Source organism: Sphingopyxis sp. Geo48 (assembly GCF_949769155.1).
Taxonomy (GTDB): domain Bacteria; phylum Pseudomonadota; class Alphaproteobacteria; order Sphingomonadales; family Sphingomonadaceae; genus Sphingopyxis.
In genome coordinates this window covers 219,516-241,212 of sequence record NZ_CATKPA010000003.1, presented here as the reverse complement: position 1 = coordinate 241,212, position 21,697 = coordinate 219,516, and the positions used below count along the sequence as shown (strand labels likewise).

28 protein-coding genes are annotated in these 21,697 nt (G+C 65.4%); 8 read left to right on the top strand and 20 right to left on the bottom strand.

Annotated elements, in window-relative coordinates; genetic code table 11:
• Positions 1-75: 75 nt before the first annotated feature.
• Genes QOL79_RS12690 through QOL79_RS12640 form a run of 11 tightly spaced genes read right to left on the bottom strand, consistent with a single transcriptional unit; the run spans position 76 to position 7,831 of the window.
• A complete protein-coding gene (locus tag QOL79_RS12690; protein ID WP_204992148.1) occupies positions 76-906 on the bottom strand; it encodes a flagellin N-terminal helical domain-containing protein in 831 nt (276 codons plus the stop codon).
• Between the two features lie 13 nt (positions 907-919).
• Entirely contained in the window at positions 920-2,245 is a 1,326-nt protein-coding gene (gene flgK, locus QOL79_RS12685; RefSeq protein ID WP_204992147.1) for a flagellar hook-associated protein FlgK, read from the bottom strand.
• Positions 2,242-2,559 (bottom strand): rod-binding protein, encoded by a 318-nt coding sequence (locus QOL79_RS12680; protein WP_283419830.1) that lies wholly within the window; start codon positions 2,557-2,559, stop codon positions 2,242-2,244. Before QOL79_RS12680 ends, flgK begins: the two co-directional genes overlap by 4 nt.
• The gene (locus QOL79_RS12675) at positions 2,556-3,665 is read right to left on the bottom strand and encodes a flagellar basal body P-ring protein FlgI (RefSeq protein WP_502957491.1); all 1,110 of its coding nucleotides are present in this window, start codon (positions 3,663-3,665) and stop codon (positions 2,556-2,558) included. The genes QOL79_RS12680 and QOL79_RS12675 overlap by 4 nt, the downstream gene beginning before the upstream one ends.
• Positions 3,666-3,679: 14 nt before the next feature.
• Complete coding sequence (locus tag QOL79_RS12670; RefSeq protein WP_283419829.1) at positions 3,680-4,339, bottom strand: flagellar basal body L-ring protein FlgH; 660 nt, start codon at positions 4,337-4,339, stop codon at positions 3,680-3,682.
• Entirely contained in the window at positions 4,320-5,108 is a 789-nt protein-coding gene (flgG, locus tag QOL79_RS12665) for a flagellar basal-body rod protein FlgG (RefSeq protein WP_058456564.1), read from the bottom strand. The genes QOL79_RS12670 and flgG overlap by 20 nt, the downstream gene beginning before the upstream one ends.
• A 30-nt stretch (positions 5,109-5,138) precedes the next feature.
• Positions 5,139-5,882 (bottom strand): flagellar basal-body rod protein FlgF, encoded by a 744-nt coding sequence (flgF, locus tag QOL79_RS12660; RefSeq protein ID WP_283419828.1) that lies wholly within the window; start codon positions 5,880-5,882, stop codon positions 5,139-5,141.
• Between the two features lie 34 nt (positions 5,883-5,916).
• Positions 5,917-6,747, bottom strand: a complete 831-nt coding sequence (locus QOL79_RS12655) for a flagellar hook-basal body complex protein (protein ID WP_058456562.1) — start codon at positions 6,745-6,747, stop codon at positions 5,917-5,919.
• A gap of 24 nt (positions 6,748-6,771) precedes the next feature.
• Entirely contained in the window at positions 6,772-7,083 is a 312-nt protein-coding gene (locus tag QOL79_RS12650) for a flagellar hook assembly protein FlgD (protein ID WP_283419827.1), read from the bottom strand.
• 2 nt (positions 7,084-7,085) lie between these two features.
• Entirely contained in the window at positions 7,086-7,493 is a 408-nt protein-coding gene (gene flgC / locus QOL79_RS12645; RefSeq protein WP_058456560.1) for a flagellar basal body rod protein FlgC, read from the bottom strand.
• Positions 7,490-7,831, bottom strand: coding sequence for a flagellar basal body rod protein FlgB (locus tag QOL79_RS12640; protein ID WP_283420014.1), 342 nt, complete (start codon positions 7,829-7,831; stop codon positions 7,490-7,492). The genes flgC and QOL79_RS12640 overlap by 4 nt, the downstream gene beginning before the upstream one ends.
• A 278-nt stretch (positions 7,832-8,109) precedes the next feature.
• Here QOL79_RS12640 and QOL79_RS12635 point away from each other — a divergent pair, with 278 nt between their 5' ends.
• From QOL79_RS12635 to QOL79_RS12610, 6 genes are all read left to right on the top strand, one after another.
• On the top strand, positions 8,110-8,616 hold the full coding sequence (locus tag QOL79_RS12635; protein WP_283419826.1) for a flagella basal body P-ring formation protein FlgA: 507 nt from the start codon (positions 8,110-8,112) through the stop codon (positions 8,614-8,616).
• A 170-nt stretch (positions 8,617-8,786) separates the two neighbouring features.
• On the top strand, positions 8,787-9,083 hold the full coding sequence (gene flgM / locus QOL79_RS12630) for a flagellar biosynthesis anti-sigma factor FlgM (protein ID WP_204992141.1): 297 nt from the start codon (positions 8,787-8,789) through the stop codon (positions 9,081-9,083).
• On the top strand, positions 9,083-9,382 hold the full coding sequence (locus QOL79_RS12625; protein ID WP_058456557.1) for a hypothetical protein: 300 nt from the start codon (positions 9,083-9,085) through the stop codon (positions 9,380-9,382). Before flgM ends, QOL79_RS12625 begins: the two co-directional genes overlap by 1 nt.
• A gap of 79 nt (positions 9,383-9,461) precedes the next feature.
• On the top strand, positions 9,462-10,301 hold the full coding sequence (locus tag QOL79_RS12620; RefSeq protein WP_283419825.1) for a transglycosylase SLT domain-containing protein: 840 nt from the start codon (positions 9,462-9,464) through the stop codon (positions 10,299-10,301).
• Positions 10,301-12,418, top strand: coding sequence for a flagellar biosynthesis protein FlhA (flhA, locus tag QOL79_RS12615; protein WP_283419824.1), 2,118 nt, complete (start codon positions 10,301-10,303; stop codon positions 12,416-12,418). Before QOL79_RS12620 ends, flhA begins: the two co-directional genes overlap by 1 nt.
• Positions 12,408-13,154, top strand: a complete 747-nt coding sequence (locus tag QOL79_RS12610) for a sigma-70 family RNA polymerase sigma factor (RefSeq protein WP_204992138.1) — start codon at positions 12,408-12,410, stop codon at positions 13,152-13,154. The genes flhA and QOL79_RS12610 overlap by 11 nt, the downstream gene beginning before the upstream one ends.
• 43 nt (positions 13,155-13,197) lie before the next feature.
• Here the strand turns inward: QOL79_RS12610 and QOL79_RS12605 are convergent, their stop codons facing one another.
• The 4 genes from QOL79_RS12605 to QOL79_RS12590 are packed head-to-tail and all read right to left on the bottom strand — an operon-like array spanning position 13,198 to position 15,081.
• A complete protein-coding gene (locus QOL79_RS12605; protein ID WP_058456553.1) occupies positions 13,198-13,695 on the bottom strand; it encodes a MarR family winged helix-turn-helix transcriptional regulator in 498 nt (165 codons plus the stop codon).
• A 20-nt stretch (positions 13,696-13,715) separates the two neighbouring features.
• Positions 13,716-14,135: a hypothetical protein gene (locus QOL79_RS12600; RefSeq protein ID WP_058456552.1), complete on the bottom strand. Its 420-nt coding sequence runs from the start codon at positions 14,133-14,135 to the stop codon at positions 13,716-13,718.
• Positions 14,136-14,157: 22 nt separating this feature from the next.
• Positions 14,158-14,535: a hypothetical protein gene (locus QOL79_RS12595; RefSeq protein ID WP_283419823.1), complete on the bottom strand. Its 378-nt coding sequence runs from the start codon at positions 14,533-14,535 to the stop codon at positions 14,158-14,160.
• A 48-nt stretch (positions 14,536-14,583) separates the two neighbouring features.
• Positions 14,584-15,081, bottom strand: a complete 498-nt coding sequence (locus QOL79_RS12590; protein ID WP_283419822.1) for a response regulator transcription factor — start codon at positions 15,079-15,081, stop codon at positions 14,584-14,586.
• Positions 15,082-15,251: 170 nt separating this feature from the next.
• On the opposite strand from QOL79_RS12590, the gene QOL79_RS12585 reads away from it, so the two are divergent.
• On the top strand, positions 15,252-16,388 hold the full coding sequence (locus QOL79_RS12585; protein ID WP_283419821.1) for an aminotransferase class V-fold PLP-dependent enzyme: 1,137 nt from the start codon (positions 15,252-15,254) through the stop codon (positions 16,386-16,388).
• Between the two features lie 208 nt (positions 16,389-16,596).
• Here the strand turns inward: QOL79_RS12585 and QOL79_RS12580 are convergent, their stop codons facing one another.
• The 3 genes from QOL79_RS12580 to QOL79_RS12570 are packed head-to-tail and all read right to left on the bottom strand — an operon-like array spanning position 16,597 to position 18,217.
• Complete coding sequence (locus tag QOL79_RS12580) at positions 16,597-17,025, bottom strand: thioesterase family protein (protein WP_283419820.1); 429 nt, start codon at positions 17,023-17,025, stop codon at positions 16,597-16,599.
• A gap of 12 nt (positions 17,026-17,037) precedes the next feature.
• Positions 17,038-17,484: an acyl-CoA thioesterase gene (locus QOL79_RS12575; RefSeq protein ID WP_283419819.1), complete on the bottom strand. Its 447-nt coding sequence runs from the start codon at positions 17,482-17,484 to the stop codon at positions 17,038-17,040.
• A 13-nt stretch (positions 17,485-17,497) separates the two neighbouring features.
• Positions 17,498-18,217, bottom strand: a complete 720-nt coding sequence (locus tag QOL79_RS12570) for a nitroreductase (RefSeq protein ID WP_197410190.1) — start codon at positions 18,215-18,217, stop codon at positions 17,498-17,500.
• 104 nt (positions 18,218-18,321) lie between these two features.
• Between QOL79_RS12570 and QOL79_RS12565 the strand changes: the two genes are divergently transcribed.
• Positions 18,322-18,957, top strand: a complete 636-nt coding sequence (locus QOL79_RS12565; protein WP_282949345.1) for a TetR/AcrR family transcriptional regulator — start codon at positions 18,322-18,324, stop codon at positions 18,955-18,957.
• Here QOL79_RS12565 and QOL79_RS12560 read toward each other — a convergent pair.
• Both QOL79_RS12560 and QOL79_RS12555 read right to left on the bottom strand, forming a co-directional pair.
• Positions 18,947-20,425, bottom strand: coding sequence for an AMP-binding protein (locus QOL79_RS12560; RefSeq protein WP_282949344.1), 1,479 nt, complete (start codon positions 20,423-20,425; stop codon positions 18,947-18,949). The two genes, QOL79_RS12565 and QOL79_RS12560, sit on opposite strands and share 11 nt — an antisense overlap.
• 1 nt (position 20,426) lies before the next feature.
• Positions 20,427-21,611, bottom strand: a complete 1,185-nt coding sequence (locus QOL79_RS12555) for a serine hydrolase domain-containing protein (RefSeq protein WP_283419818.1) — start codon at positions 21,609-21,611, stop codon at positions 20,427-20,429.
• Positions 21,612-21,697 lie beyond the last annotated feature (86 nt).

The following is a 21,697-nucleotide window of genomic DNA, read 5'->3' as shown; positions in this document are numbered from 1 at the left end:
TCGGGCTGGCAGCCCGGAAAATTCAGGGGACGTCTATTAAGCTTAACGGCAGCCGGCCGGAGAAATTGAGACCGCTCAGTTCAAAAGATCGAACATTGTCTGCCGGTTGATCTTGGCGAAGGCGGCCTGCGCGGCGCTGAGCGTCAGATCCTGGGCGTTGAGAAGCGCGATCGCGCTCTCGAGATCGGTGTCCTCGACCGACTTGCGTTCGTCCGCGATCTCGATCCCCCGCGCCGCAAGCCCTTCGCCGATCCGTTCGAGCCGCCCGGCGGCGAGGCCGATGACGGCATTCTGGTTGGCGACATGATCGATTGCGGCGGTCAGCGTGTCGAGACCGGCGGTCATCGCGGGCTTGTTCCCGGCTCCGACCGCGGTCGCGACGTCGCGGAGGCTGGTCGACAGGCTGTTGCCGCCGATGACGAAGACATCGGCTGCCGACGGCACCGCCGCGAAGCTGACGTCCGAATCGAACCGGATGACGCGCGCGTTCCCGGAGGCGAACAGCGGTTCGCCGTTCGAATCGCGCGTTGCCGCCAGCCCGTCGATTTCGTCGGCGATCGCGTTCAGCTCGGCGGCGATCGTCGCCCGGTCGGCGGGCGCCAGCGTGTCGGTCGAGGCCGAAAGCGTCAACTCCCGCGCGCGTGTCAGCAGTCCGCTGACCGACTGGAGCACGCCGTCGGCCTGCGCGGTCTGCGCTTCGGCCGATTTGATATTCGCCGCCCAGCTCGCCATGCTCGCCTGCGTCGTGCCGATCGTCTGGATGCGGCGCGCGGCGACGGGATCGTCGGACATGCGCTGGAGCCGCTTGCCGGTCGAGATCTGGATCTGCGTCCGTTCGAGCGCCTCGGCGAGCTTGCCCTGGCGGGCGATTTCGCGGGTCATCTTGTTGCCAACGGCGTTAATCATCTTGTCCGCCCCCTTAAATCGAGCTCAGCAGCGTCTGCATCGTCTCGCGCGCGACCTGGATCGTGCGTGCCGCGGCCGAATAGGCCTGTTGGAAACGGATCAGCTCCGACGCTTCCTTGTCGAGGTCTACCTGGCTGACATTGTCGCGTGCTGCGGCGGCCGCGTCGGCGCGCGTCGCCGCCGCCGCATCCTGCGCGCGCGCCGAAGCGGTCGCCTGCGCCTGCGTCGCCATATGCCCCGACCAGACCGTCTCGGGTCCGGTCGCGCCGCGCATCGTGCCGAACGCCAGCATATTGCCGTTGGTGCTCGTCGCATTCGCTGCGGCAACCTGTTCCGGCGTAAGGGTCGTTGCAGTGAGCGTCGCAGCGCTGGTGCCGGTGAAAAGCGGCTGCCCGCCCGCGCCGTTCGCGTCGATGCCGGCCTGGTGCGCCGCGTTGAGCTGGCTCGCGAACTGCGCCGCCATCGTGTCGAGCCCGGCGCGCTGATCGGCGACATGGTCGGACGCCTGCGCGAACCCGGCAAGCTCGCCGGTGGCGGTCGCGAAGGGCGAACCGCCGACCGAATAGGAAAGGCGCCCGTCCGCCGCCGTCGTGACCGCGATCGGGGTGACTACACCGCCGCCGACGAGCAGGTCGCCGCTGCCCGCGACGCGCAGCGTCACCGCGCCGTGCGTGTCGAACGTCGCGCTGACCCCCGCCTGCGATGACAGCTGGTCGAGCAGCCGGTCGCGCTCGTCGAGCAGCGCCGCCTCGTTGGTCGAGCCCGGCCGCGCCTTGCGCAGCCCGACGTTGATCTGTTCGAGCGCGGTCAGATTGGCATTGAACTTGTCGACACCGGCTGCTGCCGCGCCCGAAACGCCGTCGGAAAGACCCGACAGCTGGCCGGCCGCCGTGCGGAAACCCGATGCGACGTCGTCGACCGCCTGCAGGAACTGGCTGCGCAGCGTCTTGTTCGACGGATCGGCGGTCAGCAGGTCGGCTGTCGTGTAAAGCTTGTTGAGTGCGGTCTTGATGCCGTTGGTGTCGTCGCTCAGTGCCCCCTCGACGCGGTTCATCCAATCGAGCTTGGTCGCCGCTCGCTCCGAATCGCCGCCCGAGATGCGTGCATCCTCGATCAGCCACTGGTCAACCGAGCGCACCACGCCCTTGATATTGACCCCGCCCGGGGTGACCGACCCGCTGTAGAGCACCATGTTGCTGCCCGCAGGCACCTCGCCGAGCTCGAGCCGCCGCCGCGCATAGCCCGGCGTCTGGGCGTTGGCGATATTGTCGCCGACCATCGAGAGCGCCTTCGAATAGGCGCGCAGCCCCGTATAGCCGATGCTGAGAAGGTCGCTCATTGGACGCCTCCGCCAAGCGACGTCGGACCGCCGCCGAGACCGCGGAACTGACGCTCGACCATGTCGGCGATGCCGAACTGGCGAAGCGCCGCCATCGCATCGGCGGTCTTGGCGTCGGCCATCTCGCGGAAATTGTCGGTCGCGCTCGACCCGAAAATGTCGTCGGCAAGCTTCGCCTGCCGCATCGACGCCATCAGCTGGCGCAGGATCACGGCCTCAAAAGCCTCGGCCGCCTTGCGCAGCCCGCCGTCGCCGCCGCCGGCCGCAGCGGGCGTGGGCGTCGGCGCACGGGTGGAGGAAATGGGCGTCGTCATATGATCACCAGTTCCGCAGTCAGCGCGCCGGCCTGGCTCAGCGCTTCGAGGATGGCGACAAGGTCGCCGGGAGGGACGCCCATGCGGTTGATCGCATCGACGAGCTGCGAAAGCGAAGCCGTGGGCTTGATCATCATCACCGGGCGATACTCCTGGTCGACGCCGATTTCGCTCGACGGCTCGATCGCGGTCTCGCCGCGGCTGAACGGCGCGGGCTGCACCACCGTCGACGATTCCTTGATCGAGACGGTCAGCTTGCCCTGCGTCACCGCCGCGGTCCCCACGCGAACCGCGCCGTTAATAACGACCGTTCCGGTGCGGGCATTAACAATGACTTTCGCGGGCGGTTCGGCGCGGATTACGTCGAGATTCTCGATTCGGGACATCAGACGCATCCGCTCGTCGCCGCCACCCGAGGCGCGGATCGCGATGCTGGCGCCGTCGATCATGACGGCCGAGCCCGGCAGCGCCTGATTGATCGCGTCGGTGACGCGCTTTGCATTGGTCGCGTCGAACTGGTGGAGGTTGAAGGTCAGCTGGTCGGTCGCGGTGAACCCTGTATCGACCGCGCGTTCGACCGTCGCGCCGCCGGCGATGCGGCCGCTCGACGGCACATTGACCGTCAGCTTCGATCCGTCGGCGGCATCGACGCCGAGCCCGCCGATGACGAGATTGCCCTGCGCCATCGCATAGATCTGGCCGTCGGCGCCATAGAGCGGCGCGAGCACCAGCGTGCCGCCGCGCAGACTTTTCGCCTTGCCGATCGCCGACACCGTGATGTCGAGGCGCTGGCCGGGTTTCGAGAAAGCGGGCAGCTCGGCGGTGATCATCACCGCCGCGGCATTCTTGAGCGCCGGGTTGACCCCGGCGGGCAGCGTCAGGCCGAAGCGCGAGACCGCGCCCTTCATCCCCAGCGTCGAATAGTCGAGGCTGTCGTCGCCCGTCCCCGCGAGGCCGACGACGATGCCGTAACCGGTGAGCTGGTTCGCGCGCAGGCCCTGGAACTGGCCCATATCCTTGATCCGTTCGGCCTGCGCCGGCGCGGAAAAGCCAAGGCTCGCCAGAAGCAGCAGGAAGAAAGTGATGAGGGTCGGACGCCTGGTCACTGGATTATCCTCTTTCAGAACGGGCTGATGATCGAGAAGAAGCGCTGCAGCCAGCCTTGCTTGCTGGCGCGCGCGATCTCGCCCTTGCCCACGTAGCGGATGTTGGCATTGGCGACGCGCGTCGACAGGACGCGGTTGTCGGGACTGATGTCGATCGCGCGGACGATGCCCGAAATCTGCACACGTTCGTCGCCGCGGTTGAGCGTCAGCAATTTCTCGCCCTTCACCAGCATGGTGCCGTTCGGATAGACAGCGGCGACGGTCACGCTGACCTCGCCCGACAGCGCGTTCGACTGCGACGCGTCGCCCTTGCCCTTGAACTGCTGTGTGCCGCTCGCGCCGACATCGCTCGGGTCGAACAGCGAGAACGGGCCGGTCGCGGGCGGCGTCAGGCCGATGCTGCCGTCGCGCTGGGTGTTGGCGGCGTTGCTTTTCGTCGCTGCGGTGCGCTCGACGAGCTGGATCGTGATGATGTCGCCGACCTGCCCGGCGCGTCCGCCCGAGGTGAGCGGGGTGTAACCGCTCTGGAAGATCGCGCCATTCGACGGCGGCGCGGGCGGCGGCGGGGGCATCGACACCGAAAAGGCGTCGGGCGCGACCTTGTCCTTCGCGGCCGCCGGAGCCGCCACAAGCGCCAAGGCGATCAGGCCGAGTTTAGAGAGTCTGCGCGGCATTTTTCATCATCTCGTCGGTGGCCGAGATCATCTTCGAATTGACCTCATAGGCGCGCTGCGTCTCGATCATGTCGACGAGTTCCTCGACGACATTGACGTTCGATCCTTCGAGCATCCCGCCGCGCAGCGAGCCACGGCCTTCCTCGCCGGCGCCGCCGACGAGCGGCGCGCCCGAGGCCTGCGTCTCGACGAGCAGGTTGTTGCCGATCGCCTGCAGCCCCGCGGGGTTGGAGAAGCGCGCGATCTCGATGCGGCCGAGCTCGGTCGCGCCCTCCTGTCCCGGCACGCTCGCCGACACGGTGCCGTCGGCGCCGATGGTGATGCTCGACGCATCCTCGGGGATCTGGATTTGCGGCTGGAGCGGCTTGCCGTCCGAGGTCACGATCGTGCCGTCGGGCGAGCGGCCGAAGTTGCCGGCGCGGGTGTAGCCGATGCGCCCGTCGGGCATCTGCACCTGAAAATAGCCGGCACCGTCGATCGCAACGTCGAGGCCGTTGCCGGTCGTCGCGAACGTGCCCTGCGTATCGATGCGCGCGGTGCCGCTGAGCGCGACACCGGTGCCGAGGTTGAGGCCGGTCGCATAGCGGTTTTCCGCTGTCGACGGCGCACCCGGCTGCGTCATCATCTGATAGCTCAGCGTCTCGAAGCTCGCGCGGTCGCGCTTGAAGCCCGTCGTGTTGACGTTGGCGAGGTTGTTCGCGATCACCTGCATCCGGAAGCCCTGGGCATCCAGACCGGTCCGCGCGACGTGAAGGGCACCGAAGCTCATCTTTGTTCTCCTTAACGGGGCAACTGCATCTTAACGGGGCAGCTGCATCAGATTGGCCGTCGCGCTGTCCATGTCGCGCGCGTCGGTGATCATCTTGAGCTGCGTATCCCAGCTCCGGCTCGCCTCGATCATCTCGACGAGCGCAGTGGTGGCGGCGACGTTCGACCCTTCGATCGAGCGGGTGACGAGCCGTGCCTCGGGGTCGTCGGGAAGAATCCCGCCTCCCTTCACGCGGAACAGCCCGTCGATCCCCTTGACGACATCCGAACCCGCCGGGGTCGCGAGCCGCAGCCGGTCGACCTCCTGCGGATTCTGCGGGTCGCCACCGTTCGGCACGACCCAGATCCGGCCCTCGGCATCGATGCTGATCGAGTCGGCGGGCGGGATCGTGATCGGCCCCTGCGCGCCCTGTACCGGGCTGCCGTCGCCGGTCGTCAGAAGGCCGCTCGGCGACAGCTGCAGGTCGCCGCGGCGGGTATAGGCTTCCTCGCCATTTTTCGCCTGAACGACGAGCAGCGCATCGCCCTGTACCGCGACATCGAGATCGCGGCCGGTCTGGGTGATCGTCCCCGCCTTCATATCGGCGCCGAGCACCTCTTCCGAGGCGACGGCGCGCGTATCGAACCCCTCGCCTTTCAGCCACAGCGACTGGGCCTCGGCCATGTCGGCGCGGAAACCCGGGGTCTGGGCGTTGGCGAGATTGTTCGCGATCGCCGTCTGCCGGGCCATGCTGCCCCGCATCGCGGTCAGGCTGGTGTAGATGAGGCGGTCCATCTGGATACTCCCGGCAGGCGGTCAGTCGCGCGTCTTACGTGCGCATGTTGATGACGGTCTGGGTCAGCGTCGAAGCGCCCTCGATCGCCTTGGCGTTCGCCTGGAAGTTGCGCTGCGCGGCGATCAGCATCACTAGCTCCTCGGTGATATCGACGTTCGAGCGTTCGAGCGTCCCCGAGCGGATCGTGCCCATCGGGCCGTTGGTCGCGGCATCGATCGTCGGCGGTCCGCTTTCGCCGGTGGACTGCCAATGCGCATCACCGATGGGGCGCAGGCCCTCCATCGCGGGAAAAGTCGCCATCGCGACCTTGCCGAGCACCTGGTCTTCGCCGTTCGCAAAGGTCGCCGTGACGAGGCCGTCGAGGTCGACCGAGACGTTGATCAGCGAGGCCGTCGGATCGCTCGGTGCACCATCGGGCAGAACGAAGTCATAAGCGCCGGCGAGCGTGCGGTCGGTGACGTTGCCCGCAGCATCGACGGGAAGCAACTGGAGTTTCTGGCCGGTCGAATCGATGACGGTGCCATCGGGCAGCGGCGAGAAAGCGCCGTTCCGCGTATAGGTGACCTGGTTGCGCGGCGGCTCGCCCTTGACGATGAACAGCCCCTCGCCGACGATCGCGAGGTCGAGCGTCTTTTCGCTCGTCTCGTACGACCCCTGGGTGAACTGCTGGGTGATCCCGATCAGGCGCTGGCCCTGGCCCGCGACGGTTTTCGACGACTGCGTCGGCGACGAGGCGAAGATGTCACCGAATTGCGCCTTGCTGCGCTTGAAGCCGATCGAGTTGGCGTTGGCGATATTGTTCGAGATGACCGACATGTCGGTCTGGGCGCCCTTGAGGCCCGAAAGCGAAGTATAGAACGACATGGACTTATCCTTCCTGCGAAATGATTAGGTGGTCGGAGTGGCCGGCGGCGTCGCCGGGGGTGTCTGGGCGGCCTTGATGTCCTTGAGCAGCGCGGTCTGTGCCGCGAGCTGTTCGGAAATGCTCTTCAGCACCGTGTTGGTCTCGCTGACCCCGGCAAGGCTCGAGAATTGCGCCATCTGCGCAACCATCTGTTGGTTATCGACCGGGTTGAACGGATCCTGCTGCGACAGCTGCGCCGTCATCAGACGCAGGAAGTCCTTCTGGTCGAGCTGCTGGCCCTTGAGCTGCGTCGGCGAGTAGTTCTGATACTGTGTACCAATGGAATCGACGGCCATGATTATTGTCCCAACCGCAGCGTTTCGTTGATCAGGCCCTTTGCGGTTTCGAGGACCTGGACATTGTTCTGATACTGGCGCGCCGTCTCGACCATCTCGACCAGCTCGGCGGCGCTATCGACCGCCGCCTCCCACACATTGCCGTCCTTGTCGGCGAGCGGGTTCGACGGATCATGGCGCTTCGAGGGCGCCATCTTGCCCGTCGTGACCTGGTCGACCTGCACGGTCGCGCGGCCCTGCGCGTCCATCACGGTGCGGAACACGGGTTTCAGCGAGCGGAAGGCTTCCTTCTCGCTGCCCGCGACCGTCCCCGCGTTGGCGAGGTTCGAGGCAGTGGTGTTGAGGCGAACGAGCTGCGCCGACATCGCGCGGCCCGAAATATCGAAGACCGAGAAATTGCTCATCGTCATTCGCCCTTGATCGCACGCGTCAGCGTGTTGACGCGGCCCTGGAGGAAGGAGAGGCTCGAGCGATAGGCGAGCGCATTCTCGGCGAAAGCGGTCTGTTCGGTCGCCATCTCGACGGTGTTGCCGTCGAGCGAGGGCTGGACGGGCACGCGATAGGCGATCGCGCCTTCGGTCGAGGCGCCCTGGCTTGCAAGGTCGAGCGCCTTCGAAAAGTCGAGGTCGCGCGCCTTGTAGTTGGGCGTGGCGGCGTTGGCGATGTTCGACGCGAGCATCATCATGCGCTGGCTGCGCAGCTGGAGCGCCGTCGCGTGCAGGCCAAAGAGCTTCTCGGTTGCCATCATCATCTTCCCTTGCTTGCCGCGGTGGACGGGCTGGCCGGCCGGCGCGGGCACGCGGAATAACACCAAGGCATGATGCAATCGCCGTGCCAAAATCTATTTATCTTTGTTTTTCAAATATATGCGCCGGTCGCTCGATCATCCGCCGCGGCCCCGGACGGCAGCTCGTCAAAAGATTGACGTGGCGCTGTGCCACCACACGGAATTCCGCGGGAAACCCCGACTGGCACGCATCCTGCAGTTCGATTCCGTGGAATTTTGGACCAACAAGGATTGTCGCCATGACCCGCATGATCGTCGCCTGCCTTGCCGCAAGCCTGACCGCACTTCCCGCTGCCCAAGCACAGCAGGCGATGCAGGACTGGCAGCCCATCGACGCGATGGCACAGGCCGTCGCCAATGCGATGGGCCGCGCCGCCGTGCCGATCGATCGCCGCATCAAGCTTGCGCGCTGCCCCGAACAGCCGGCCGTCACCGCGCTCGACGTTCAGACGCTCGCCGTCCGCTGTGCGCCGCTCGGATGGCGCCTGCGCGTCCCGCTCACCGGTCCGGCGGGCGCGGCGCCCATGCAAGCAGGCTTTGCCGCCCCCGCGGCGACGGCACCCGTCGTCCGCCGCGGCGACAATGTCCGCGTGACAATCGAAAGCGAGACTTTCACGGTCAGCTATTCGGCCATCGCGACGCAGGACGGCCGCCTTGGCGAGACGATCGCGCTGCGCGGCAATGACGCGAAAAACATGTTGAGCGCAATCGTCACGGGCCCCGGCCGCGCGCGGATGACCGACTGACACGCTTCACACGACCAAGCCCCACTGGCCCGGCTGCGTCGGCATTCCGACACGCCGGGTTTCTTTTTTCATTTTTTCGGTAACCACCCCTTAATCTCCGGACGCGCCGTCCGTTAAAGCCTTGTGAGACGCATCCGCCGTTCGTTCGGGCGGGGCAGATGGAGGCAGCTATGTCGAGTGACGGCAAGATCGGACAGGTGGGCGGCGTCAGCCGCACGGCCCCCGTGCGCAAGATCGCAGACAGCACGCTTGCGGCTGGCGCGACGCCGCTTCGCACGGCCGCGCCGGACGCGCTGGCGGGCGCCAGCCTGATCCGCATCGCGAGCGACCTCGCATCGATGCCGCCGCCGGTGGACAGCGCACGCGTCGCCTCGCTGCGCACCGCCATCAACCAGGGCGGCTACCGCGTCGACGCGGCGACGATCGCGCTCGCGATGCTGAACTATGCACAAGGGCGCACCGAATAATGCCGATCGAGGATGTCCAGGCCAAGCTCGACCTGCTGGTCGGCGCGCTCGACGGGCAGGACGCCGGCGCGATCATCGCCGCGACCGAGGAACTGGCGACGGCGGTGATCCTGTTTCGCGGCGCCGCGATCCCGGCGGGCAGCGAAGCCGAGGCGCGGACGCTGATCACCCGGACGCTGGCGCAGCTCGAAGCCGCCGCGATGCGGATCAACCTGCTCAAGGACTGGACGCGTCAGAGGATTGACATGAACCATGCGATCCGCGGCACCCGGCCTCGAGGGCTCGCCTTAACCTACTGACAAACCGTATTTTCCGGCCAGCTTCCGGAAAATGGCACGATGATTGCTTTTGGTTCCCTGAAAGAGCGGAACCCAAGGCATGAACCTGATCAACCCTTCTGCGACACCTGCTCCTGTTTCCGGGGCGCCCGGCGCCGTTCCCGTACTGGATGCCGTGCAGAATGCATCGGCGCGAACCGGGGTCGATTTCGACTATCTGGTCGATGTCGCGCGGGTTGAAAGCCGTTTCAACCCGACCGCCAAGGCACCGACCTCGTCGGCGCGCGGGCTGTACCAGTTCACCAGGCAGACCTGGCTCGCGACTTTGCATCGCCACGGCGCCAACCATGGGCTCGGCTGGGCCGCGAATGCGATCGGTAAGGATGCATCGGGGCGGTTCAGCATTGCCGACCCGATGCTGCGCGACCAGATCCTCGGTCTGCGCGACGACCCTGTTGCCGCGTCGAACATGGCGGCGGCACTGACCTCCGACAATCAGGACTATATCGAAAGCCGCACCGGGCGCGCCGCCGAGCCGGTCGACCTGTATCTTGCGCATTTTCTGGGGAGCGCGGGCGCCGCCCGCTTCCTCGGCGCGTGGAGCGACAATCCCGACCAGCCCGGCGCGACGATGTTGCCCGACGCCGCAGCAGCCAACCGCCCGGTCTTCTACAACGCCGACGGCAGTATGCGCAGCCTCGGTGAAATCCGCGAATTCTTCCGCGCCAAGCTCGAAGCCGATGGCGGCGCCGGCATGATGCCCGGCCTGCCCGCTCCGACCTCCGGCTGGCGCATGCAGATGGCGAGCGCCAGCGGCGCCAATGGCGGCGGGCGCCCGCCGCTCCCGATGATGGATATCCAGCCCATGCCGAAGAAATTGTCGATGGACTTCGCCGCGAGCGCGTATCGCCGCCTCGCCTCGCTGGGGGGGGGCGCCTGATGGGCGACCTGAAACTCGGCAACTGGCCCCGCATCGCGGGCGCCGCGGCCTTGCCCGCGGCGATGTTGATTCTCGTCGCGCTGATGGTGATCCCGGTATCGCCGATCCTGCTCGATATCAGTTTCGTCGCCAACATCATGCTCAGCCTCGCGATCCTGATGGTGGCGATGCAGGCGTCGAAACCACTCGATTTCTCGTCCTTTCCGACCGTGCTGCTGCTCGCGACGCTGTTCCGCCTGTCGCTGAACGTCGCCTCGACGCGCGTGGTGCTCGTTCACGGACACCAGGGTACGGCATCGGCGGGGCATGTCATCGAGGCGTTCGGCCAAGTGCTGATCGGCGGCGATTATGTCGTCGGGTTGTTCGTCTTTTTCGTGCTGATGATCATCAACCTGGTCGTCATTACCAAGGGTGCGGGCCGTGTCTCCGAAGTGTCGGCACGCTTCACCCTCGACGCCTTGCCCGGCAAGCAGATGGCGATCGACGCCGACCTCAACGCCGGCCTGCTCACCCCCGACGAAGCGAAGGCGCGCCGGCAGGAAGTGGCGACCGAAGCCGACTTCTATGGCTCGATGGACGGCGCCTCGAAATTCGTGAAGGGCGACGCCGTTGCCGGCTTGCTGATCCTGTTCGTCAATATCGTCGGCGGGTTGATCCTCGGCATTTTCAGCCACGGCCTCTCCTTCTCCGAGGCCGGCAGCACCTATGTCACGCTCGCGATCGGCGATGCACTCGTCGCGCAGATTCCCGCGCTGCTCCTCTCGATCGCCGCCGCGGCGATCGTCACCCGCGTTTCGTCGCCGCACGATCTGTCGGGCCAGATCGGCAGCCAGTTCGCTTCGCCGCACGTGTGGTTCGCGGTGAGCGGCGTGCTTTTCGTGCTCGGCCTCGTCCCCGCGATGCCGCAGTTGCTGATCCTTCCCGCCTCGGCCATCGCCGGCACGATCGGCTGGCAGCTGCGCAAGGCCGCACAGGTCGCCGAAGCCGCCCCGCCGCCCGCCGCGCCCGCGCCCGACCCGCACCATATCGAATGGGCGGACGTCAGCGACGTCGGGCCGTGCCAGCTCGAAATCGGCTATGCGCTCGTTGCGCTCGTCGACGAGCGCAAGGGCGCGCCGCTGATGACCCGCATCACCGGTATCCGTCGCCAGCTGTCGAAGGAGCTGGGTTTCGTGATCCCGCCGGTGAAGGTCACCGACGACCTGTCGCTGCCGGGCAACGCCTATCGCATCGCGGTTGCCGGGGTGATCGTCGGCGAGGACGAGGTCTATCCCAATGAGATGCTCGCGCTTGACGCCGGCGACCTCGTCACCACGGTACCCGGCCGACCGTGCAAGGATCCCACCTTCGGGCTCGACGCGCTGTGGATTCCCAAGGCGTCGCAGAATGACGCGATCGCCGCGGGCTATACCGTCGTCGATCCGTCGACGGTCGTCGCGACGCACCTCAACAACAGCATTGTCGCCTCCGCGTCCGAGCTGTTCGGGCTCGACGATGCGCAGGCGTTGATCGACAATCTGAAGACGCATTATCCGCAGCTCGCGCAGAGCCTGAGCCCGCAGGGCTATGCGCTGCCGCGCGTCGCCGCGCTGTGCAAGGCGCTGCTCGTCGAGCGCATCCCGCTGCGCGACTTCCGCAAGATAGCCGAGGCGATGGTGGCGATCGCCGGCCAGCAACTGGGCGATGCCGACCTGATCGAGGCGGTGCGCCAGCGCATCGGCGCGCTGATCGTCCAGACGATCGTGCCCAGCCGGATGCCGCTGCCCGTGGTGACCTTCGCCCCCGAGATCGAGGTGCTGCTGAACCAGGCGGTCCGCGCTAATCCGGGTGCCGAATGGCCGTTCGAGCATGGCATGGCGATGAAGATCATCGAACAGATCGGCGACGCTGTCGAACCGCTGCTGCTCTCGACACGCAGTTTTGCGCTCGTCGCCTCGCCGCTCTGCCGTTCGGCGCTGTCACGGCTGGTACGAGCGACCTTCCCCGACGTCGCGGTCATTTCATACCTCGAAATCCCGGCAAACAAGGCGACCGAGATCGTCGCGACGATCGGCGCCGAAATCCCGCGCCTGAACGCTCCCGATGCCCAGATGAAGGACGAGCCCCATGAAAACTGAGCCCGCCGATCAATTTGCGGCGGCCAAGGCCCGCGCTCCGCGCCTCGGCGGTTATGGCGAGAGCGCCGAGACGCTGATCGAGGAATATGCGCCGCTGGTGCGCAAGATCGCCTGGCAGGTGCATTCGCGCGTGTCGCGCACGAGTGACCTTGAGGATCTGATCCAGGTCGGCCTGATGGCCTTGATCGAGGCGAGCCGGACCTATGAGGAGCGCGGCTTCGCCTTCACCACCTATGCCACTACGCGCATTCGCGGCGCGATGATCGACCAGCAGCGGCGCGAGGCCGATGTCGGGCGTTCGGCGATGGCGGCGGCGCGGCGATTGCAGCAGACGCGCGCCACGCTCGAACAGAAGCTGATGCGCGCGCCAACGGCGGCGGAGATGGCCGAGGCGTTCGGTCTCTCGGCCGAGGACTATTTCGCACTGGAAAAGAGCGCGACGCACGGCCGCTCGACGTCGCTCGACGAGCTCGTCGACGAGGGGAGCTTCCTCTTTGCCGACGACCGGCCGGGCGCCGGTGAAGCGATCGAGCAGGACGGCCTGCTCAGGGCATTGCAATTATGCGTCGGCCGGCTTGGCGAGCGCGAACAGATGATCCTGCAGCTCTATTTCTTCGAAGAGCTGAATCTGCAGGAGATCGGGCTGACGCTTGACGTCAGCGCGGCACGCGTCTGCCAGATCAAACGCGATGCGATGGCGAAGATCGAACGGATGATGCGCGACATGACCGAATGAGGCCGGCGGCGGGAGGGGTGTGCCGCCAACCTCACCCCGGCAATCACGCGGCGCGGGTGTACCCGTTGCGCATCGCCGTACCGAATTTCTCGAAATAGCTGGCCATCTTCTCGGTGCCTGCCTCGGTCAGGCGGACGAGCGATCGACGACGATCGCGCTCGTCGATCGACCGTTTGACGAGACCCTGCGCTTCGAGCGCCGCGATCATCCGCAGCCCCGACGACAGGGGAACGCCCGCGCCGGTCGCAAGGTCGCTGGCGCTGAGCGTGCGGCCGTTCGCGTTAGCGAGCATGAGGTCGAGCATCATGTCCCACGTCGGCCCGGACATTTGCGCGGTGCCAAAGTGCGTCCGGCGCATTCGCCGGACCTGGATGCTGAGCGCGAGCTGGTCGACCAGCCGCGGCTGCGCCTCGGCTGTCGGCAGGACGAAGCCTGAAACCGCCGCTTGCGCCTGCTCGTCGCCACCCTTCGCCAGCATGTCGTGAATCTGGTCGATGCGCGAGCGTATTTCCGCAATTTCCTGATTCGAGAATTGCTGCATGTATCAAGACCCCTCGGGCACTAAATTCGAGCCCTGGTATCCTCTCTCCGTCTGGTCGAACCCGATGCGTACAGAATGACAAAAAGGATCGGGTAAGAGATATACATTGAAAGCAGCGCGTAGGGACGCGCCAATATCTCCGAAAACATCAGCTTCTGGACGTGACCGAAAATGGCGATCAACTGCCATCCGGTTATCCAATAGGGCCAGAAACGCTGCGTTTTCAACGCGATGACCCAGAAGCTCGCCAAGGCGACGACGTCTATCGCGAAGATACTATATTCAATATGCGACCAGTTCGGTTTCGGTGCCAGAACGGTGGTGCAGACCGAGGCGAGCAATGCGGTGTACGCTGCCCAGCGTTCCAGGGGGCCGCCGCGCCACATCGCGACGGCCACCGTGAGCAGCAGAACCCCATAATAAATCGCCACGGTCCACATGTGGTTTGGTCCACCCAGTTGCTTAGGAAGCCTTCGCCAGCGGGAAGTGCGCGATCTCGGCCATGCCGCGATCTTCACCTGCCTCGACGAGCGACGCTTCGGGCGGCTTGACGCCGGCACCGAACATGCGCGTGCCAAGGCCCACCTGCTTCTGCGTCGCGGTGAGCGCGATGTGCGCGTCGGTCAGCAGCTGGCGAACCTCGCCCGCGGCGGCCAGCGCATTGGCAACCTTAGCCATCGCTTCCTGGCCGACGATCGCCGACATGTTGATATCGCGCCGGGCGGTCGGTAGCGTCGCCGCGAGCTGGGCGATGCGGATCATCGTTTCGTCGATGGCGTCTTCGGCCTCGTGGAGTTCGGAGGCGATCTTCTTCGCCGCGGAAAGTCGTTCGTTCAGCATGTCTTCGGTCCTTGAAAGCGAATGCCGACGGTTTCCCCCCCGCAGCATTCAGGTCAAAACACGACCAAGACCAACAAGGATCGAATAGAGAGCGGAAAATGCCAATATGGTCGCGAAGGCGATCAGGATCGGCCAGATAATCCTTTCCATCAACCCGTGCCGGTTGGCCGGCTGGGACGCGGTAGGAAATGGCGAACCGATGTCGAAAAGCCGCCGGATCGAACTGCGCCCCGCACCGGCTTCATCGGCGGGGACGGCATCGCCTAGGTCGAACAATTGATATGTCAAAGGCTGATATGGCGTAACCTGGTCGAATACACCGTTACGAGCCAGGATCGTCGCGGCCTCTATTCTGTTGGAAACATTAAGTTTTTTTAGGGCGCGCCGCACGCGCTCGTCGACCGTATGCGGCGAAACATCCATAATGCGAGCGATTTCCTTGGAATTTTTGTGCTCGAAAACATGCCGCAACGTTTCAATTTGCGCGGCCGAAAGGAAGCTGATGTAATTGTCTGGATCACCCTGCACGCCTTGGCAATAGAGCATCAGGGGTCGAAATCAAGTTACGCGGAAGCATGATTCGCGTATCATGTTACCCTAAAGTCATCCGGCGAACAGTTTCGCAAACGGGCCTACCGTGAACGCAAATTCTGGCTTTGATCAGCCCAAGCAATGGTTCGCTGCGCATACCGGACGGGACTGCTAGAGCATCGCGCATGCCGAACCTCTCCTGTCGCGCCCTTTTCGACATCCCCGACGATGTCGCCTATTTCAACACCGCGTATAATGCGCCGCTGCTCCGCGCTTCGCGCGACGCGCTCGTATGCGCGGCAGGCGCGAAGTTGCGGCCTTGGGAGCGCGCCCCCGCGGATTTCTTCGCCGATGCCGAAACCCTGCGCGACGTCTCCGCGGCGCTCTTCGGCACCGCCGCTGAGAACTTCGCCATCGTGCCCGCCGCAAGCTATGGCATCAGTACCGCCGCGCGCATTCTCGAGCCGCGGTTGCAAGCGGGCGACCATATCCTGGTGGCCGCGCAGGAATTCCCGTCGAATATATTCCCCTGGCAGCGGATCGCCGCCGAGCGCGGCGCGGCCATCCGGACCGCCGGGCGTCCGGCCGATGGCGACTGGACGCGGGCGGTGCTCGCCGCACTCGATCGGTCGGTCCGTATCGCCGCACTCTCGGCGTGTCACTGGACCGACGGCGCCACCTTCGACCTTGTCGCGATCGGCGCGGCATGCCGCGCGAACGGTACGGTCCTCGTTCTAGACGTCACCCAGTCGCTCGGCGCGGCGCCGCTCGACCTCGCTGCCGTACGGCCCGACTTCATGGTTGCGGCAGGCTATAAATGGCTGCTTTGCCCCTATGGCTTTTCGCTGCTCTACGTCGATCCGCGTTGGCACGGCGAACGTCCGCTCGAGGAAAGCTGGCTGGCGCGAAGCAATGCGCAGGATTTCACGCGCCTCGCCGATTATTGCGCCGAGTATCGCGCCGGCGCGCGGCGGTACGACGTCGGCGAGACCTGTGTGACGACCGTGTTGCCGGGCGCGATTGCGGCGCTTCGTCAGATCGAACAATGGGGGATTGCGGGTATCGTGGCGCGATTGGGCGCGATCACCGACCGGATCGCGGCCGCCGTCGCGCCGCTCGGCTACGAAATATTGGCCCCGCACTTCCGCAGCCGGCACATCCTTGGCTTGTCGGTTGCCGGAGACCCGCAGGACCTGATCGGGCTTCTGCGTGCGCGCAACATCCATGTCAGCCAGCGCGGGGACGCGATCCGCATCGCGCCGCACCTGCATGTGACGGACTCCGACGTCGATCGTCTGATCGAGGCGCTCGCCGGCGATTAGTCGCGCATAAGGCCGGGACGCGCGGCAAAAGCGCGGACCGATGCCGGCGCAGACCAAAATGTCGCCCGAAATCGCGCGGGCTCTTGCATGCCGCACGGGAAGGTTTTGGGGCTATTCCTTGGCCGTGCCGGACGAGAAGGCGGACCAGAATCAACGCAAACGGGATCAACCCCGCATGATGCAACGCCCGATAATGCCGTGCGCTTTCCTATCCCGTCACCCCGCCCGACGCCAGCTTTGCCGAAGTCCGGGCCGAGAATGCGGCGCCATCGATGACGGCACGCTCGTGAAACCCTTCGCCGATCAGATGGGCTTCGTCGGAACAACAAACCCGGAAGCGAAGCTTGCGCCGTTCGAGGGCCTCGAGCACCACCTCGGCGGTCACACGCATGCCAACCGGCGTCGCCGCGGCGTGACTGATATCGACATGCGTGCCCACCGTCGCTTCGCCCTCGCCCAGATAGGGCGCCAGCGCCTCGATGCAGGTCGCCTCGACAAAGGCGATCATATAGGCGGTCGCAAAGACCGGCGGCATGTTCGCCATGACGCCGAGCGGCAGCGGGATTTGCGGCACCGTCAGCTTTGCGTCGACCATGATCGTCGACCGGAACGACAAACCGATGGGTGGGGGTCTCATCTTCGTCTCCTTCTACACCGGATCGGCTGTATGCCCTCCGATCATCGCTGCCGCTCGGCAACGAATATCCTCTTCGAAAGCGCACGCCTTACGCAGCGCCGTGTCGAGGTGAACCCCGGTGATCGCCGATGTAGCCGCGAGGATGCCGTCGGTCGTCCGGACCATCGAATGCTCGAATCGCAGCACCTTTTCGCGCACCTCGACGAGGCGCGAGGTGATGGTGACCGTGTCACCCGCAACCAGCTCTCGCAGATATCGCGTCGTCTGTTCGACCGCCGCCATCCCGCGTCCGTTCGCGGCCAGATAGGCCTGCGTTAGGCCCAGTTCGGCAAAGAGGTTCCACGTCGCTTCGTCGAATTTTCCGGTGTACCACATGACGTTCATGTGGCCCATCTGATCGCAGTGCCATGGATAGACGACGCCGCGGTAGCTCAGCACTTGCGGGGATTCGTCGGTCATTCGGGTCTTGTCCTCATTCACAAAAGGTGGCGAAATCCTCGATCGGGGCGCGGCCCAGATCGAGGTTGTTTTCGGGCGCGGCTTCGTCGGCCCAGCCGAGCGACATGCCGCACACCAGCATCTCGCCTTCGGGGATGCCGAGTTCGGCGCGGATCACGCGGTGGAATTGACACCAGCTCTGCTGCGCGCAGGTGTCAAGGCCGCGCACCTTGGCGGCGAGCATGACGTTCTGCAGGAAGCAGCCATAGTCGAGGAAACTGCCGAGTTCGAGTGCGCGGTCCATCGTGAAGATGATCCCGACCGGCGCATCGAAGAAGAGGAACTGGCGCGCCATCGCGCGCATCCGGCCGTTCATGTCGTCGTGCGCGATGCCGAGTGCGGCGCCGAAGGCCGCCCCGAACGCCATGCGACGCGCAAGGATCGCCTCGGGAAACTCGGTGGGGTAATATCTATACTCTTCTTCCTGCGGCTGCGGGCCGCTGGCGAGCAAAGCGTCCACCGTCGCAGCGCACAACCGGTCGCGCGCGGTGCCGGTGACGACCCACGCCCGCCACGGCTGGATGTTCGTCCCGCTCGGCGCATAGCGTGCCACGTCGAGGATATCGCGAACCATAGCCGCTGGCACCGGGTCTTTGCGGAAGCGGCGGGCGGCATGGCGTGCTCTGATCGTCGCATCGACCATGTCGGTGGCGCCTTCGACGGAGTGCGGTTTCAATTCGGCGGCGGCAAGCATCGGAAATGTCTCCTGAGCGCATAATGTATAGTGGACGCTATACATTGATTCGTATTAAATGTAAAGTGATTGCTATACTTCCGGGGTTCGACGTGACCGAAACGATGAAAAGGGGTGATGCGAAGCGCGCGGCGCTGATCGAGGCGGCGGCGGCGCTGCTGATCGAAAAGGGGCTCGCCGGAATGACGACACGCGAGATCGCCGAGCGCGCGAAGAGCACGGAGCGCACATTGTTCAAGCAGTTCGGCAGCAAAGAAGGGCTGCTCACCGAAGTGCTCGACCGCGTCGCGATCGAACAGCTCGACCAGTCGCTGTTCATGCAGCTCGAGACCGACCCGCCGCGTACGTGGGACGACTTCGAGCAGTGGAACCGGGCGGTGATCGTCGAGCGCGCGAAGGCGCAGGGCACGGGATCGGACGCCGGCCGCATGTTTCTGGTCGAAATCCTTCAGAATCCGACCTTCAAGGCGCGCTACAGCCCGGTGTGGCTGTCGCGGCTGTGGCGACCGCTTGTCGCTTGTCTCGACAGGCTCAAAGCGGACGGGGCGATTGCGGCCGATGCCGACACCGCTTTTCTCGCGCGCTCTTTCCTCAGCCTTCATCTCGGCTATCTGGTCACGCGGCTCAACATCGCTCCGGGCCCCCATTGGGACAGCGAACGCGATGCGGCGCAGCTGGCCGCTCTGTTCCGCGCCGCCGCCGAACGCCCCCAGCCGGGCCACCGCGCGGTCAGGCGATAACCGTCGCTGCGATCCGCGCTTCGCGAAGCGCGCTCCGCCGCACCTTGCCGGCATCGTCGCGTAATTCCTCGGCGGTGAATTCAATCGAGCGCGGCATCTTGTAGCGCACCAGCCGGTCGCCGAGGAATGCGAGCAGCGCGTCCGCGTTCGGCGTCCGACGCGCGGCGGGGTCGGGACGCACGATCGCGTGGACGCGCGCGCCCATATCGTCATCGGGCAGACCGATCACGACCGCGCATTCGACGCCCGGATATTCCATCAACGCATTTTCGATCTCGGCCGGATAGATGTTCGCGCCCCCCGAAACGATCATGTCGGTGCGCCGGTCGGCGAGATAGAGATAGCCTTCTTCATCGAGCCAGCCATGATCGCCGATCGATTCATAGCCTCCCCCCGCCTGCTTCGCCGCGGCGCCGAGATAGTGATAGGTTGAGCCCAGACCACCCGGCGGGAGCAGGAATATTTCGCCGATCTCGCCCTGCGGCACCGGCTGCCCGTCCTCACCGAGAATGCAAATCTCGCACTCGACGGCGCGGCCCACCGAGCCCCGATGCGCCAGCCATTCCTCGCCGCTGATCACCGTCGCTCCCTGGCGTTCGGTGCCGCCATAATATTCCCAGATCTTCTCGGCCCCGATCCAGTCGATCCATTCCTGCTTGAGCCACGGCGGCATCGGTGCCGCCATATGCCACACCCGTTCGAGCGACGAGAGATCGGCGCCCGCGCGAACTTCGTCGGGAAGCTTCGCGATGCGGTTCATCATTGTCGGGACGAACACGACCCACGCGACCTTGTGCGATTCGATCAATGCAAGCGCCTGCGCCGCGTCGAATTTGGTCATGCCAACCAGGCTGTTCCCGCGGCCCAGCGCGATGTGCGAGAATGCAAAGGGGGCATTGTGATGGCACGGACCGGGGTTCAGCACGACCTTGCCCTCGGGCAGCCCCATCGCCGGCGCGACCGACAGGTCGACGACACCGGGCTGATGATCGACGATGATTTTCGGCCGGCCTGTCGATCCGCCCGAGGGCATCGCTTTCCAATGTTTGGGAACCCGCGTCGGAAAGGGAAGGTCGCAGCCGCCGTCGAGCCCGAACGAGACGGGCATCGCGTCGATCGCGAACGCCAGCGTTGCATCTGCCGCAATGATCAACCGCGGGCGGGCAAGGGCGACGATCGCCTTGATCTCGGCGAGCGGCAGCTTTGACGAGACGACGCACGGCGTGGCGCCGCATTTCCAGATCGCGAAGGTCAGCTCGTACAGCGCATTGCCGTTCGGCAGCGACAGCATGACGATATCGTCGTCGCGGACTCCTTGCGCGGCAAGCGCCCAGGCGCGCCGGTTCGCGCGCCGTTCGAGCTCGGCCCATGTCATGACCTCGCCATTATGTTCGAGCGCCCAGCGATCGGGGCCGAACTGGCGCGCATAGTGGCCGGGAACATCGCCGATCGGAAGCAGGTCGCCCACGTCAGCGCCCCAGGCTCTGATAGGCCGCCTCGATGATGCGGCTACCGCGGACCGATTCGCCCGGGCCTTCGACGAAGCGGTTCATCACGAAGGCGACCGACATGCGCTCGTCGAAATCGACAAGGCAGGACGAGCCGCCCTGGCCGCCCCAATAGGCGACGCGGTGCCCCGGACGATTCTGGCGCAGCGGCGATTCGAGCGCGAAGCCCATGCCCCATTTGACCGGCAATCCAAGGAGCAAATCGATGCCGTCGGCCTGCACTTCGAGCGCCCGCAAGCGCCCGGCATCGGACAACAGCGTGACGCCGTTGGCGCTGCCGCAGGCGAGCGCCGAATGGACCGTCGCGACCGACCGCGCGTTCCCCTGCCCGTTCGCAGCGCCGATTTCGGCGCGTCGCCAGTCGCTGGTCGTCGCGAGTCGGGGGTTGAGGACCGGATTGAGTCCGACACGCTCGGCGATTGGATTGCCCGATGGCAATTGCTTCGGCGTCGCCTGGACGAAGCTGGCGATGCGATGATCCTCGCTGGCATCGATGCCGATATGATAATCAGCGCCAAGCGGACCCGCGACATGGTCCGCGAAATAGCGGCCGAGCGTCTTGCCGGTAATACGTTCGATCACCCCGCTGATGAGATGCCCCTGCGTGATCCCGTGATAGCCCGACGCAGTACCCGGTTTCCACCAGGGCGCCTGCGCAGCAAGCAGCGCCGTGCTTTTTTCAAGGTCATAGACGTCGGCCCAGCTGACATCTTCGGTCCATCCGGCGAGGCCCGACGTATGGCCGAGCAGCCAGCGAACGGAGATTTCAGCTTTTCCTTCGGCCGCGAATTCGGGCCAATATCTGGCGACCGGCGCGTCGAGATCGAGCTCGCCGCTGTCTGCGAGGACGAGCGCCGCCATCGCGGTCATCGTCTTCGTCGTCGAATGGGTCGTAATGATCGTGTCGCGATCCCAGGGCCGATCGAAATCGGCGTCGAAATAGCCACCCCAGATGTCGACGACCGGTTCCCCGTCGATGAACACCGCGACCGACGCGCCGACGTCCTCGCCCATCGCGAAGCTCATCTCGAGCGCCTGCCAGACCGGCTCGAAACGCGTGTCGCAATGCCCCTTGATCTTCGCATTATCGATATGCGGATAGCTTTCAGGCGCCGTCGACATCGACGGATTCCACTTGGCAGTCACGTGTCGTCTCCCATTGCGCCGCGCATCCAAGCGGGCGCTATCCGATCGAAAGCTGGCTCGCGGGGGCTGCCGCCGCCACGCCAATC